General features: G+C 58.9%; 14 protein-coding genes. 11 read left to right on the top strand and 3 right to left on the bottom strand.

Going from position 1 to position 13,745, the window contains the following annotated elements; all coding sequences use genetic code 11:
• Window positions 1-179 precede the first annotated feature (179 nt).
• Window positions 180-662 carry a DUF3106 domain-containing protein gene (locus AB7E65_RS02165; RefSeq protein WP_320360755.1) on the top strand — a complete coding sequence of 161 codons (483 nt, stop codon included), beginning with the start codon at window positions 180-182 and terminating at the stop codon, window positions 660-662.
• A 120-nt stretch (window positions 663-782) separates the two neighbouring features.
• On the opposite strand, the gene AB7E65_RS02170 is transcribed toward AB7E65_RS02165, so the two are convergent.
• Both AB7E65_RS02170 and trxB read right to left on the bottom strand, forming a co-directional pair.
• Window positions 783-2,312 carry a YifB family Mg chelatase-like AAA ATPase gene (locus AB7E65_RS02170; protein ID WP_072286590.1) on the bottom strand — a complete coding sequence of 510 codons (1,530 nt, stop codon included), beginning with the start codon at window positions 2,310-2,312 and terminating at the stop codon, window positions 783-785.
• An 85-nt stretch (window positions 2,313-2,397) separates the two neighbouring features.
• A complete protein-coding gene (gene trxB / locus AB7E65_RS02175; protein WP_072286591.1) occupies window positions 2,398-3,330 on the bottom strand; it encodes a thioredoxin-disulfide reductase in 933 nt (310 codons plus the stop codon).
• A gap of 274 nt (window positions 3,331-3,604) precedes the next feature.
• Here trxB and AB7E65_RS02180 point away from each other — a divergent pair, with 274 nt between their 5' ends.
• From AB7E65_RS02180 to AB7E65_RS02215, 8 genes are all read left to right on the top strand, one after another.
• Window positions 3,605-4,072, top strand: coding sequence for a hypothetical protein (locus AB7E65_RS02180; protein WP_145926389.1), 468 nt, complete (start codon window positions 3,605-3,607; stop codon window positions 4,070-4,072).
• A gap of 403 nt (window positions 4,073-4,475) precedes the next feature.
• Window positions 4,476-5,081, top strand: a complete 606-nt coding sequence (locus tag AB7E65_RS02185) for an HrpE/YscL family type III secretion apparatus protein (RefSeq protein WP_072286593.1) — start codon at window positions 4,476-4,478, stop codon at window positions 5,079-5,081.
• An 11-nt stretch (window positions 5,082-5,092) separates the two neighbouring features.
• On the top strand, window positions 5,093-5,671 hold the full coding sequence (locus AB7E65_RS02190; RefSeq protein WP_072286594.1) for a DUF2764 family protein: 579 nt from the start codon (window positions 5,093-5,095) through the stop codon (window positions 5,669-5,671).
• Complete coding sequence (locus AB7E65_RS02195) at window positions 5,668-7,431, top strand: V-type ATP synthase subunit A (protein WP_428745188.1); 1,764 nt, start codon at window positions 5,668-5,670, stop codon at window positions 7,429-7,431. Before AB7E65_RS02190 ends, AB7E65_RS02195 begins: the two co-directional genes overlap by 4 nt.
• Window positions 7,428-8,753 (top strand): V-type ATP synthase subunit B, encoded by a 1,326-nt coding sequence (locus tag AB7E65_RS02200; RefSeq protein ID WP_072286596.1) that lies wholly within the window; start codon window positions 7,428-7,430, stop codon window positions 8,751-8,753. Before AB7E65_RS02195 ends, AB7E65_RS02200 begins: the two co-directional genes overlap by 4 nt.
• Before the next feature lie 4 nt (window positions 8,754-8,757).
• The gene (locus AB7E65_RS02205; protein WP_428745189.1) at window positions 8,758-9,369 is read left to right on the top strand and encodes a V-type ATP synthase subunit D; all 612 of its coding nucleotides are present in this window, start codon (window positions 8,758-8,760) and stop codon (window positions 9,367-9,369) included.
• A gap of 35 nt (window positions 9,370-9,404) precedes the next feature.
• Window positions 9,405-11,186 (top strand): V-type ATP synthase subunit I, encoded by a 1,782-nt coding sequence (locus tag AB7E65_RS02210; RefSeq protein WP_428745190.1) that lies wholly within the window; start codon window positions 9,405-9,407, stop codon window positions 11,184-11,186.
• 43 nt (window positions 11,187-11,229) lie between these two features.
• Window positions 11,230-11,682: a V-type ATP synthase subunit K gene (locus tag AB7E65_RS02215; RefSeq protein ID WP_072286599.1), complete on the top strand. Its 453-nt coding sequence runs from the start codon at window positions 11,230-11,232 to the stop codon at window positions 11,680-11,682.
• Window positions 11,683-11,744: 62 nt separating this feature from the next.
• On the opposite strand, the gene AB7E65_RS02220 is transcribed toward AB7E65_RS02215, so the two are convergent.
• A complete protein-coding gene (locus AB7E65_RS02220; protein WP_428745191.1) occupies window positions 11,745-12,536 on the bottom strand; it encodes a carbon-nitrogen family hydrolase in 792 nt (263 codons plus the stop codon).
• Window positions 12,537-12,966: 430 nt separating this feature from the next.
• Here AB7E65_RS02220 and AB7E65_RS02225 point away from each other — a divergent pair, with 430 nt between their 5' ends.
• Window positions 12,967-13,449 carry a Na+/H+ antiporter subunit E gene (locus AB7E65_RS02225; RefSeq protein WP_072286601.1) on the top strand — a complete coding sequence of 161 codons (483 nt, stop codon included), beginning with the start codon at window positions 12,967-12,969 and terminating at the stop codon, window positions 13,447-13,449.
• The gene (locus AB7E65_RS02230; RefSeq protein ID WP_201257974.1) at window positions 13,446-13,724 is read left to right on the top strand and encodes a monovalent cation/H+ antiporter complex subunit F; all 279 of its coding nucleotides are present in this window, start codon (window positions 13,446-13,448) and stop codon (window positions 13,722-13,724) included. The genes AB7E65_RS02225 and AB7E65_RS02230 overlap by 4 nt, the downstream gene beginning before the upstream one ends.
• Window positions 13,725-13,745 lie beyond the last annotated feature (21 nt).

Raw genomic sequence — 13,745 nt, forward strand, 5'->3', positions numbered from 1 at the left:
TGGAGCTGTTGCAGAACCTGGATCTGCTGGAAAATCTCGATCTGCTTCAGGACTTCGATCGTATAGGGTAATGGCGGTCCGCCAGCGCTGATGACCAGACGCGGGGCTTCGGATCGACAGTGCGGGAAACAGCTGTTTCAGCATGGAAGCCGGGTGGTGGCATAATGACAAGGCATGGAATGAAAAACACATGGTGCTATATCCTGCTTGTGGCAGGATTGCTAATGGCCCCCATCAGCAAGGTCTGGGCACGGCAAGCCTGGCCTCAGGATGCGCCGTCGGCCTTTCTGGTGGCTGACGACGGCAGGCGTTGGGAGGATCTGACCCCGGAGCAGCGCCGGCAGTTGAAGGGCCGCTATCGCCAATACAAGGAAATGGCGCCGGATGAGCAGCAGCGCCTGCGGCAGAGGTACGACCAGTATCAGGACCTCCCCCCCGCCGAGCGCGAGCGTCTCAAGCAACGCATGGAGCGCTGGCAGAGACTTCCGGAAGATAAACGACAGGAAATCAAACAGCGCTATCAACGCTATCGTCAGTTGCCACCCGAAAAACAGCAGGAACTTCGAAAACAGTGGCGGGAACAGAAGAAACTCCCCCCCGAGCAGCGGGACAAACGCCACAAACAGCCGCATCAGGAGTATTACCGGGACAGTCAGCGGTAAACGGTGGCCTGTCATTTTCAAAAAACGCCCCTGCGCACGCGCAGGGGCGTTTTTTGTCTAAAAAGAAGCGGCGGGCTGAAGGAAAACCGGCACGCGGAGGTTTGGCCCTTTAAAAAGGCATCAAAAGGTTTTGCGGTCCAGCGAGCGGTACTGGATCGCTTCGGCCAGATGCTCCCGGCGGATCTGTTCCTGCCCGGCGAGATCGGCGATGGTGCGGGCCACCTTGAGAATGCGGGTATAGGTACGGGCGGAGTAGCCGAGCCGGTCGGTGACCATCTCCATCAGCTGTCGGCCCGGATCGTCGAGACGGCAGAAACGTCGCAGTTGCCTGCTGGTCATGTGAGCGTTGCAGACAATGTCCGATCCGGCGAACCGCTGCCGCTGGAGTTCGCGGGCGGCGTCGACGCGGGCACGGATGGCGGCACTGCTTTCCGCATCGGCGGGATTGGACAAGTCCCGGTGAGGAATGCGCGGCACTTCGACGTGCAGGTCGATGCGGTCGAGCAGCGGCCCGGACAGGCGCGAACGGTAACGCTGAATCATCTGCGGTGTGCAGCTGCATGACTGCAGGCTGTCGCCGAGATAGCCGCAGGGACAGGGATTGGTGGCTGCCACCAGCATGAAGCGGGCCGGATAGGTCAGGGTGGTGGCGGCGCGGCTGATGGTGACCTGGCCGTCCTCCAGCGGCTGACGCAGCATTTCCAGCACGTTTTTCTTGAATTCGAGCAGTTCGTCGAGAAACAGCACGCCGTTGTGGGCCAGCGAGACCTCGCCCGGTCGCGGCACCGTGCCGCCGCCGATCAGACCGGCATCGGAAATGGTATGGTGAGGGCTGCGGAAGGGGCGGCAGGCGACCAGCGCGTCCTGTCCCGGCAGCAGCCCCATGATCGAATGAATTTTGGTGGTTTCCAGGGCTTCGTCAAAACTCTGGGTGGAAAGAATCGATGGCAGGCGTCGCGCCAGCATGGTTTTGCCGCTGCCAGGCGGTCCCATCATCAGCAGATTGTGCTGTCCGGCCGCTGCCACTTCCATGGCGCGTTTAACGTGCTCCTGGCCGCGCACTTCAGCGAAATCGACATCCGGCATACTGTCGCGGGTGAACAGGGCGTCGACATCGACCTGGCAGGGCTCCAGGGGTTGGGCTCCGTTGAGAAAATCAACCAGCTGACCCAGGTCGCGCACCCCGTATATCGGCACGCCATCGACGATGGCGCCTTCGCGGGCGTTTTCTTCCGGCAGCACCAGCCCGGAGACGGACCATTGCCGCGCCGCCACCGCCACCGGCAGGGCGCCACGCACCGGTTTTATGCGCCCGTCAAGGGACAATTCACCAAGGAATGCCAGTGGTGCCTCCCGACGCTCCCGGATCACCCCGGTAGCGGTGAGGATGCCGATGGCCATGGGCAGATCGAAGGCCGCCCCGTCCTTCTTGATACCGGCCGGGGCCAGATTGATGGTGATGCGGCGTACCGGAAATTCGTAGCCGGAATTCTTGATAGCCGATTTGACCCGGTCTTTGCTCTCCTTGACGGCTCCCTCGGGCAGGCCGACGGTGGCGAATTGCGGCAACCCCTGGCTGATATCGACTTCCACCTCGACCGGATAGGCGTCGATGCCGAGCAGGGCGCCGGACAGAATCTTGGCAAGCATGGTTACTCCTTGAACGGTTGTTTTAGTCGGACCCCGACCGCAACCGGCAAGTACAACCTAACTACCCTGCCGCGCACTCAGGCGGTTATTTTTTCTGTTCGTCGAGAAATTTTTCCGCGGCAATGGCGGCCACCGCTCCGTCTCCGACAGCGGTTGCGATCTGCTTGAGCATCTTGTTGCGTACATCTCCGGCGGCGAAGACGCCGGGCATGGAGGTGCCACAGTTCGCATCGGTCATGATGTAACCGTCCTTGTTAAGTTCAAGGACATCGGCGAGGAAATGGGCCTTGGGGATCACCCCGATGGCGAAAAACACCCCTTCGAGATCCAGCGTGCGGGTCTCGCCTGAATTTTTGTTGCGGATTTCCAGTCCGGAAACACCGCGGTCGTTGCTCAGAACCTGCACCGGGAGGCTGTCCCAGACAACTTCGATCTTGTCGTTGGCAAAGATGCGCTCCTGCAGGATGCGGGTCGCCCGCAGGGCATCGCGGCGGTGGACAAGATAGACTCTGGAAGCGAAGCGGCTTAAAAACAGGGCTTCCTCCGCGGCAGTATCACCGCCACCGATCACCGCTACCGGCACATTGCGGAAAAATGCGCCGTCGCAGGTGGCACAATAGGACACGCCTCGTCCGACCAGTTCGTTTTCTCCGGGGATTCCGAGCTTGCGCGGTTCGGCGCCGGTGGCCACAATCACGGCACGCGCCTGCAGGATTTTGTCATCGACCGTTACTTCCTTGCTTGCCCCCCTGTCACGCAGCGCCTGCGCCTGTCCCTGCACGATGTGCAAGCCGAATTCCTGGCAGTGTTCATGAAATCGCTGCATCAGTTCAGGGCCGTCAACACCGCCGGGAAATCCGGGATAGTTCTCAATCTTGGTGGTCGTAATGACCTGTCCGCCGACCATCATGCTTTCGATCAATACTGTTTTCAGGTCGGCACGGGAGGCATACAGGCCTGCGGTAAGACCGGCCGGACCGCCTCCGATAATCAACACATCATAAAGGGTATCCTGCATCGTTTAACTCCTTGCGTGGACTTTTCCGGTCCATGGGACTGCTTTCAGGCATTTCGGCACAAAGATTCTCCAGCATGCGGCCATCCCTATATAGCACGCTGCTGCAAAAAAGGGAAACGCTTCGCCTTTCATCACGCAGCGTGGTGGCGTAATGAACTTTCTGTCATTTTTGCACCTCTGATCCTCTTGCCTTCTCCCGGATGCGGCGCTAAGATGACCGCTTTGAATGTCGTTGTCGGCCTTTTGGCTTTTTGCAATTATTGGGCAGGTTTCCATGGCACGAAAAGGTAAAACCAGAAGCAAGTCCAAAAAATCATATTCGTTTTCGGGGGTCTTGTGCTGGGTCCTGTGTTTTTTGGCGTTGCTGCTGGTTGTGGATCAGCTGGCGCTGCGTCTGCGGCTGTCATCGCCGTTGCTGCGGGAATTGCAGGACGGTTATCGCGAGTTTCGCAGCCGCCTGTCTGGGGCGCGCCCGCAACGGCCTCTGACCATTGAATCGATTATTGAAGAGGCCGATTCCCAAGGGGGGGGCGCTTCTGCCGAAGAGCCTGCGGGCAAAAGTTCCACCAATACGTCTCAAACACCGCCCCTGCATCCACGGTCGACGCCCGGTGCAGCTGATTACCAGGTAAAAACCCGACGTTACCTTTACGTTGATGCCGACGGAGAGCTGCATTTTGCCGATCGGATGGAGGATATCCCCGTGTCTCTGCGCGACGGTGCCCAGCCGTTGCGGGATTGATGCTGGCGCAAAAACCACTGCGCCGCGACATGTCATGCATGCCTTCGCACCTGAAAGACACCAGGACTTGCCTGATGCACTTTTTGACGGGTATTCAACCGCTTTCATCTTTTTTTGCGGAAACGTCGTGTCCCTGTCTCCGCATGCCCTTGCGCAGGCCGAAAAGGTTTGCTTCCCCGGCCGAAAACTGTTAAGTTCGCTCCATTGTCATACATACATAAATGAATGTATGCGCGGGGGCAAATCCATTGAGAATGCTTCATGGCAGCAGGCATGCCTGTCCCGATGGTGGCTGGATAAAATGGAACGATCCATGCAGAAATGTCTGCCCGTGCATCCATCTTGAAAATTGACGATTATCCCGCTTTTCCCATAGCGATATTTTGACGTTAGGAGTTACACCATGGCCGAAGAACTCGACGCTTTTTTGTCCCGTATCCATGATCAGGGCATCCGCCAGGCCGAGCAGGAGGCGGAAAAGATTCTGGCCGAAGCCCGTGCCAGGGCCGAGCATACCGTAAAACATGCGGAATTGAAGGCGGAGAAAATCCTTGCGCAGGCCGAAAAAGACGCGAGCCTGATGGTCTCTCACGGCAGGACCACCCTCAAGCAGGCGGCTCGCGATGTGCTTCTGGGGCTGCGCCAGCAGATGCAGGAGCGGATGCAGACGGTCGTCAGGACGTTCGTCGGTCAGGTTCTCGATACGGAGAAAACTGCCGAAATTTTAAGCGATCTGATCCGGGAGTATGTCAAAACAAACGGCAATGTGGCCGATATCAATGCCCTTGTGCCGCCCGGGCAGATCGAGACCCTGGAAAAAACCTTGCGAGCGGCGGTCGCTGAAAGTTTTCAGGGAAACATCGACATCCAGCCTCTGCCTTCCTTGTCGCAGGGATTCAAGCTGCATATCCAGGATCACCAGGTGACTTTCGATTTCAGTGACGAAGCGCTGGCGGAGGCTCTTGGCACACTGCTGCAACCGCAGCTCAACGCCCTGATACGCGACTAGGGGCCAATTCCATGGCGACGCAATACTACTATCTCATCACCTCTTTGCCCATGCTGCGTTTCGACGCGCCGGCGCCTTTTTCTTCAGCACGGTTTGTGCAAATGGTTGCCGAGCATGCGGGAAGGAAACTCGCGGAAGACCTCGGCGGACTCGACCTGTTGCCCTCCGGGCGTTGCAGCTGGGCCGCGGAGCGCTTCTGGAATGAGCGGGAAACCTACATCCGCAACTATCTGCTGCGCCACAGGACGGCGGATTCCGTCGAAACCGCTCGCTGGCTGCGGCCCTGCAAGGAGGTTTTTCCGGGACTCGATCACCAGATCAAGGAGGCCCTTGTAGCCGACAGTCCCCTTGAACGCGAACGTCGTCTCGATCTGCTGCGCTGGCAGATGCTCGATGAAGTGTTGCTGGGTCGCGAGTTCACGGCCGATGCTTTGATCGTCTACCGGGTGCGTTTGCTGCTTGTGGAAAAATGGCAGCGCCATGCGGTGGATAAAGGTCTGAAAACACTCGATGCCCTGGTCGACAAGGCGATAACCCAGGCACGCGCAAAGCGCACGGCTATGGAGACGAACCAACAGGACACTCTATGACTACGCAAACAACCCATGAAAAAATCGCGACCGGGGATCGTAAAACCGGTCGTGTTGTCGGTGTCAACGGCAACCTTGCCAGCGTGCGCTTTGACACTACGGTCATGCAAAACGAAGTCGCTTACGTGTTGGTCGGAAAAGACCGCCTCAAGGGCGAGGTCATCCGTGTGCGCGGCCAGGAAGCCGACGTGCAGATTTTTGAGGACACCCGAGGGATCACCGTTGGCGATGCGGTGACTTTTTCCGGCGAGCTGCTTTCCGTGCAACTCGGTCCCGGACTGTTGACCCGCGTTTTTGACGGCCTGCAGAATCCTCTGCCGCAGCTGGCGGAAGTCTCCGGATTTTTTCTGCAGCGCGGTCTCTATCTGGAGCCGCTGGATCACGAGCACCAGTGGCCGTTTACCCCCGGGGTCGAAGCAGGTCATACGGTCAGGGCCGGGGATGCGGTAGGAACGGTTCCGGAAGGACCGATCCTGCACCGCATCATGGTGCCTTTCGGCTGGACCGGCACCTGGCAGTTGACCTGGGTGGCGCCATCCGGCTATCTGGCGGTCGATGCCCCGGTGGCGCGTGCCAGCAACGGTCGCGAGGAGCGGGAAATCACCATGGTGCAGGCCTGGCCGGTGAAGATTCCCATTGCGGCCTATCGTCAGAAACTGCTGCCCACAGAGCCGCTGGTGACCCAGACCCGCGCCATCGACACCTTTTTTCCGGTTGCCAAAGGGGGCACCTTCTGCATCCCCGGCCCGTTCGGTGCCGGCAAGACCGTTCTGCAGCATGCCTTGTCCCGCCACTCCGAAGTCGATGTGGTGATCGTGGCCGCCTGCGGCGAGCGTGCCGGCGAGGTGGTCGAGATTCTGACCGAGTTTCCGGAACTCGAGGATCCCCGCACCGGCCGCAGTCTGATCGACCGCACCATCATCATCTGCAACACCAGTTCCATGCCTGTGGCCGCCCGCGAAACCTCCATTTACACATCGGTTACCCTGGCGGAGTATTACCGCCAGATGGGGCTGCATGTGTTGCTGCTGGCGGACTCCACGTCGCGCTGGGCACAGGCACTGCGGGAAATGAGCGGCCGGCTGGAGGAAATCCCCGGCGAGGAAGCATTTCCCGCCTATCTCGAAACGCGCATTGCGCAGTTCTACGAACGTTCCGGGCTGGTGGAGCTGAACGACGGCAGCGTCGGTTCGGTCACCATCGGCGGGGCTGTCAGCCCGGCGGGGGGCAACTTCGAAGAGCCGGTGACCCAGGGCACCCTGAAAGTGGTTGGCGGGTTTCTGGGCCTGTCGCGCGACCGCGCCAACGCCCGCCGTTATCCCGCCATCCATCCCCTGGACAGCTGGAGCCAGTACAAATCCGTGGTACATCACGAAACAGTCGGGCGCGCCCGGGATATTTTGCGTCAGGGGAATGAAATCCACCAGATGATGAAGGTCGTAGGGGAGGAAGGTACTCCGGTGGAAGACTTCACCGTGTACCTGAAAAGCGAATTTCTCGATGCGGTCTATCTGCAGCAGAACTCCTTTGACGATGTCGACGCCGCCTGCTCGGCCGAGCGGCAGAGCTATGTCTTCAAAAAAGTCCTGGCCGTCCTTGAAAGGGAATTTCCTTTTGCCAGCCACGCTGAGGCGCGCACCTTTTTTATGAACCTGCGGCAGCGTTTTATCGACTGGAACTACACGCCCTGGGGGGGCAAGGCTTTCAAAGAGGGCGAGAAGAACATCGATGCCTTCCTGGAGGAAAAGAGGACCGCATGAAAAAGCTCTACCAGCATATCGTCAACATCAGCGGCAACGTCATCACCGTAAAGGCTCCCAATGTAGCCTATGGTTCTCTGGCGGAAGTCGTCAGTCCGGGCGGCAGCTCGCTTGGTCAGGTCATCCGGCTGGAGGGCGACATGGTGTCGCTGCAGGTTTTCGCCGGCAGCCGCGGCATTACCACCGACAGTCTGGTACGGTTTCTTGGCCGGTCGATGCGCGTCTCCGCCTCCAATGGCCTGCTCGGTCGGGTGTTCAACGGCTCGGGACTGCCGCGTGACAACCGTCCGCCCCTGCAGGACAACGAAATCGAGATCGGCGGCCCTTCGGTCAATCCGTCCAAACGCATCGTGCCGAAAAACATGATCCGTACCGGCCTGCCGATGATCGATGTTTTCAATACTCTGGTAGAAAGCCAGAAACTGCCGATTTTTTCGTCTGCCGGCGAGCCTTACAATGCGCTTCTGGCGCGCATCGCCATGCAGGCCGAGGTGGATATCATACTGGTTGGCGGCATGGGTCTCAAGCACGATGACTACCTGTTTTTACGCCATACCCTGGAAGAACACGGCGCCCTGTCCCGATCGGTGCTGTTTATCCACACCGCCTCCGACCCTATCGTGGAGTGCATGCTGGTGCCGGATATGACCCTGGCCGTCGCCGAGCATTTCGCCGTCAACGAAAACAAACGGGTGCTGGTGCTGTTGACCGACATGACCAATTTCTGCGACGCCATGAAGGAAATCTCGATTACCATGGAGCAGATTCCCGCCAACCGAGGCTATCCCGGTGATCTGTACAGCCAGTTGGCTTCGCGTTATGAAAAAGCCGTCGATTTTGACGGCGCCGGTTCGGTTACCGTACTGGCCGTAACCACCATGCCCGGCGACGATGTCACCCACCCGGTGCCGGACAACACCGGCTACATCACGGAGGGGCAGTTTTATCTGAAAAACGGGCGTATTGAACCCTTCGGTTCCCTCAGCCGACTCAAACAGCAGGTCAACGGTGCGACTCGCGCCGACCATCGCGCCCTGATGGACACCATGATCCGCCTGTATGCCGACTGCCGCGAAACCCAGGAGAAGCAGGCCATGGGCTTCCGCATGTCGGAATGGGACAGCAAACTGCTGAAGTATGGGAAGCTGTTCGAAAGCCGCATGATGGATCTGGCGGTAAACATTCCGCTGGAACAGGCTCTCGATACGGGATGGGAAATCCTGGCGGCCTGTTTCGATCCCGCGGAGACCGATATCAAATCCGAGCTTGTATCGACCTTCTGGCCGAAACGGACTGGCGGACGGGCCGCGGATAAAGGGTGATCGCATGGCCAAGATCAAACTGACCAAAACGGAACTGAAATCCCAGCGTGAGGCCCTGCAGCGCTACCGGCGCTATCTGCCGACCCTGCAGCTGAAAAAACAGCAGCTGCAAATGGAGGTGCGGGAAGTGCAAATGATCATGCAGCGTCTGGACCTGGAATCGGCGTCTGTCGAGGAGGGGGTTGGTCAGTGGGCGGAACTGCTCGCGGCCGCTTCGGCGGATCAGCTGGCCGACCTGTTCGATGTCGATCAGTGGCGCACCTCTTCCAGAAACATCGCCGGGATCAATATCACCGTTTTTGAAGAACTGATCATGGACGAGACGGAGTGCGACCTGTTCCTCGCTCCGCAGTGGCAGGAAGCACTGCTCAAGGCGGTAAAACAGCTGACGGTGTTGCACCTGAAACGGCAACTGCTGGAGGAACAGCGTGACGCGCTGGAAAAGGAGTTGCGAGCGACCTCCCAGCGTGTCAACCTTTTCGAAAAAGTCAAGATTCCTGAGGCTATCGAAAATATAAGAAAAATCAGGATCTGCCTGGATGATCAGCAAACCACCGCAGTGGGTCGCGCCAAAATCGCCAAGGGCAAGTGCGCTGCACGCACCGTCGCCAACTGAGACATTCGCCACCCCATTTCGAGTCGGGATCCATTATGATCGAACCAATGAAAAAACTGTCCCTGGTCTGTCTGGAAGAGCACCGTGAGCAGACCATCGAGCAACTGGCGGAACTCGGCACCGTGCATGTTCATCCGGCGCAGCCACCCGACTCCGTACAGCTGGCCAGCCTGCGCAACAGGCATGGGCGTCTGGCGCGAGCCATGGCCGTTCTTGATAACATCGCCCCCGATGACCGTGCCGCCATCTGTGGCCAGAGTCCCGATGCCGAGGAGCTTTGCGCTTCGGTGATGGAGGCCACCGCCGAATGCAATACGCTCCAAACGCGCATCGACGCTCTGCATCTCGAACTCCAGGAGCTGCAGCCATGGGGTGATTTCGATCCAGAGACGATTGCCGCCCTGCGCAAGAACAACCTTGTTGTGGCCTTCGGAAAAAGCGCGGCCGGCCATCTGCCGGAGCTTCCGGAAGGCGCGGTTCTGCACAAAACGGCTACCTTCGGTCGTCAGGATTACTTCGTGGTGGTTGCCCCCGCGGGCACCACCCTGCCATTCACGCCGTTGCCTGTTTCGCAAACAACCAGTGCCCGGGAGTTGCGCAAGCAGTTGGCGGACAGCGAGCAGGCCCTGGCCGAGCAACACAGCCTGCTGGCCGCATTGACCAGCTGCAGCTCGGTGCTGCACGACGAACTGCGGCAGCTCGAGGCTGAAATCGCCCATTGTGTGGCCCGTGACGGGATGGGGCAAAAAGGCCGGCTGGCTTATCTGCAGGGCTACATTCCCGTCAACAAGGTCGACAGCCTGCGCGAAGCGGCGCGCCGCCAGGGCTGGGCCCTGCTGCTGAGCGATCCGGACCGGGCCGACAGATGCGTGCCGACGCTGGTCAGGCTGCCGCGCTGGGTCGAGCCGATCCGGCTGGTTTTTAAAAGCCTGGGCGTGATACCCGGCTACCACGAGATCGACATCAGCGCCTGGTTCCTGATCTTTTTCTCGCTTTTTTTCGCTATTCTTATCGGCGATGCCGGTTACGGAGCCGTGTTTCTGGTCGCTACCGTTGCCCTGCGGAAAAAATTTCCCAAAGCTCCGGCGCAGCCCTTCTGGCTGTTCGGTGAACTGGCGGTCTGCACCATTGTCTGGGGCGTTTTGTCCGGAACCTATTTCGGCTGGACCGGCGGCGGCAGAAACATTGCCGTGCTGGAGGCGTTGACCGACAGCATCCAGGTGCAGAAACTGTGTTTTCTGATCGGCGTGATTCACCTGGCCATCGCGCATATCTGGAATGCCCTGATGATCGGCTGGCGGGTACGGGCTATCAGCGAACTCGGATGGGTGCTGATTTTCTGTGGAAACTTTTTTCTGGCGGGACAGATGGTGCTGGGTCAGCAGGTGGCTCCGGGACTGCTCTGGTGGCTGTATGGTCCCGGGGCGCTGGTGGTGGTGCTGTTTTCCAGACCCAGCTTCAATCCGTTCAAGGCCGTTGCCGGCGGGCTGGGTTCGCTGGCCATGAACATCATCAACAGCTTCGTCGATCTGGTTTCATACATTCGCCTTTTCGCCGTCGGCGCCGCCACCGTCGCCGTCGCCCAGAGTTTCAACAGCATGGCTCTCGGTATGCAGGTGCATCCGCTTCTCAAGGGGCTGGCGGTTGCCGTAATCCTGTTGCTCGGTCACGGGTTGAACATCGTACTATGCGCCATGAGTGTGCTGGTACACGGCATCCGGCTCAACATGCTGGAATTTTCCGGCCATCTGGGTATGGAATGGGCCGGCGTGCCTTACCGGCCGCTGGCAAAGCCCTCGCGTCGCAAACAGTCCTGACAGCCGTCAGATCTTATTCCGTCTTATCGAAGGAGAACCCAACATGAGTCCAGAAATCGCTCTTTCCCTCGCAAATTCCGGCGCAGCAGCGGCTTTTGCACTGGCTGCCATCGGTTCGGCGCTGGGCACCGGGGCCGCCGCCATGGCCGCCATCGGAGCCTGGAAGAAGTGCTATGCGCAAAGCAAGGCCGCCCCGTTTTTGCTGGTCGCCTTTGTCGGCGCTCCTCTGTCGCAAACCATTTACGGCATGATTCTGATGAATACCATCAAGGGTGCCGCCGGTTCCACGCCCGGCAATTGGCCAGCCAGCCTGTTCGCCGGCATTCTGGGCGGCATTGCCATGGGCCTGTCATCCTGGCTGCAGGGTCGCGCCGGTGCCGGCGCTTCGGATGCCCTGGCGGAAACCGGGCAAGGATTCGGCAATTACCTCATGGCCCTCGGCGTTATCGAGACCGTGGCGCTGTTCGTGATGGTGTTTATCGGCGGATCTCTGTAAACCGGCCCCACCCCCCCCTGCCCGGCTCCGTTTTTTCGCTGTCGCCGGGCAGGGGGAATCGCTCAGGTCAACACTCCATAGACATCGGGGCGGCGATCCTTCCAGGCCGGAATCGCCTGCCGGTAGGCCTGCTGCGCCTCTCCGTCGATTTCCGCAAGAATTTCACAAGGCTTATCTCCACCCTCGGCCGCTACTTCGCCGCGCGGCGATACGATCATGCTGTTTCCGAAAAAATCGAGTTTGCCCTGCATGCCGCAGTTGTTGGCCGCTACCATGAATACCTGGTTTTCAATGGCCCGTGCCTTTATCAGGGTTTGCCAGTGATCCTGGCGCGGCCTGGGCCACTGCGCCGAGAGGCAGATCAGGTCGGCGCCATCCAGGCTCAGGCGCCGGAACAGTTCGGGGAAACGCAAATCGTAGCATATGGCCACGCCGATGCGGCCTGCGGCCGTTTCCACCACCAAAGCAGTGTTGCCGGCGCGCATATAGCGGTTTTCGCACATCGGCGAAAACAGATGCAGCTTGCGGTAACGACCTGCAATCCGCCCCCGGTCCAGCACAAAGGTGGTGTTGTAGACATCTCCGTCGCAAGATTCCGGCAGGCTGCCGACCACAACCATGTCGAGAGCCGCCGGGTGTCGCGCAATCGTCTCCAGCACCTCGGGGGTTTTTTGCGCCAGTTGCCCCAGCGACCGGTAATCGAAACCGCTGCTCCACATTTCCGGCAATACCGTCAAGCAAACGTTATGGCGCCGCAACCGCTGCAAGGCGGCAAGGACGGCTTCCAGATTCCGCTCAATCTGCCCTGTGACGATATCGAATTGAACGGCTGCAACTTTCATTCTGCCGACCATGGCGTACCTTTCCGGCGTGGAAACAGCCAGTTTGCATCCGGGGTTTCCGGACGGATACCCGTTAGCCGACTGCTTCCTGTAAATGGGTTGGTGTCATTATGCGCGGATTATAGGATAGCGCTGTCGTCGACACAAGGTGCGGGCCTTGAATCAAACATGCGCGGCTGTTTGCATCGGAAGCTTGACGGTCAAAATAAAGCGTGCTAAAAATTCTCCACCGGCCGAGCCGGAGGCATCCAATCCCCTTGCCGATTATCTGACGGACGAAACAGGCATATCGACAGGTTGTTGCATAACTGCCGGTGAGAACGGGGATGTCTGTTTTTACCTTTCGAGATCGAGACAGTCCTCGAAGGGGTCTTTTCACCGTTCTGCTCATTCGCTTGATGTGCTTGTCAGCAGGCGGAACCTCCTTCCGGAAAGTTGTTCCATGACCAGGGTCGCGACTTTTTTCACCATGCTCGCCTTTTGGGCGATGCTGTCGGGCATGTTCGATGCCTTCCATTTTTCCCTGGGAGTTCTCAGTTGCTTGCTGGTTACCCTGCTAAGCCATAAGCTGCTGTTTTACGGTGAAAAAAAACGCCGTTGGCTGCGAGGCACCATCGGCATCCTGCTGTATTGCCCCTGGCTGTTCTGGCAGATTGTCCTGGCCAACCTTGAGGTGGCCTATATCGTTCTTCATCCCCGCATGTATGACCTCATCGATCCACGTTTGATCCGTTTCAAGACCTTTCTTCGCCGCCCGATAACCAAGGTGACCTTCGCCCAGTCGATCACCCTGACTCCGGGCACCATCACCGTCAATATTCACGATGATGAATTCACCGTTTATGCCCTGACCCGCAATGCCGCCGCTTCCCTGCCTGGTGAAATGGAGCGTCGCGTCGGTCGGGCTCTTGAGTCGACCCTATGATGGAATATCTTTTTTTAGGCTGCGGCATCGTCCTGCTTTTGCTGATGGCCCTTTGTCTGGTGCGGGTCGTTGGCGGGCCCACGGTTTTCGACCGCATTCTCGGCGGCAACGTTATCGGCACCAAAACCACGGTTTTGCTGCTTATTATCGGCGTGCTCTACCGCAATGTTGCGATGTTTGTAGATATCGCCATCGCCTATGCCCTGCTTAATTTCATCGCCACCCTTGGTGCGGCCAAATATTTTCTGCGCCGTAAGCACATGCCGGGTGACTAGCCTTTCGAAAGGAGATCGGAA

The sequence above is a fragment of the Syntrophotalea sp. genome (genome assembly GCF_050253115.1).
GTDB classification, from domain to species: domain Bacteria; phylum Desulfobacterota; class Desulfuromonadia; order Desulfuromonadales; family Syntrophotaleaceae; genus Syntrophotalea; species Syntrophotalea acetylenica.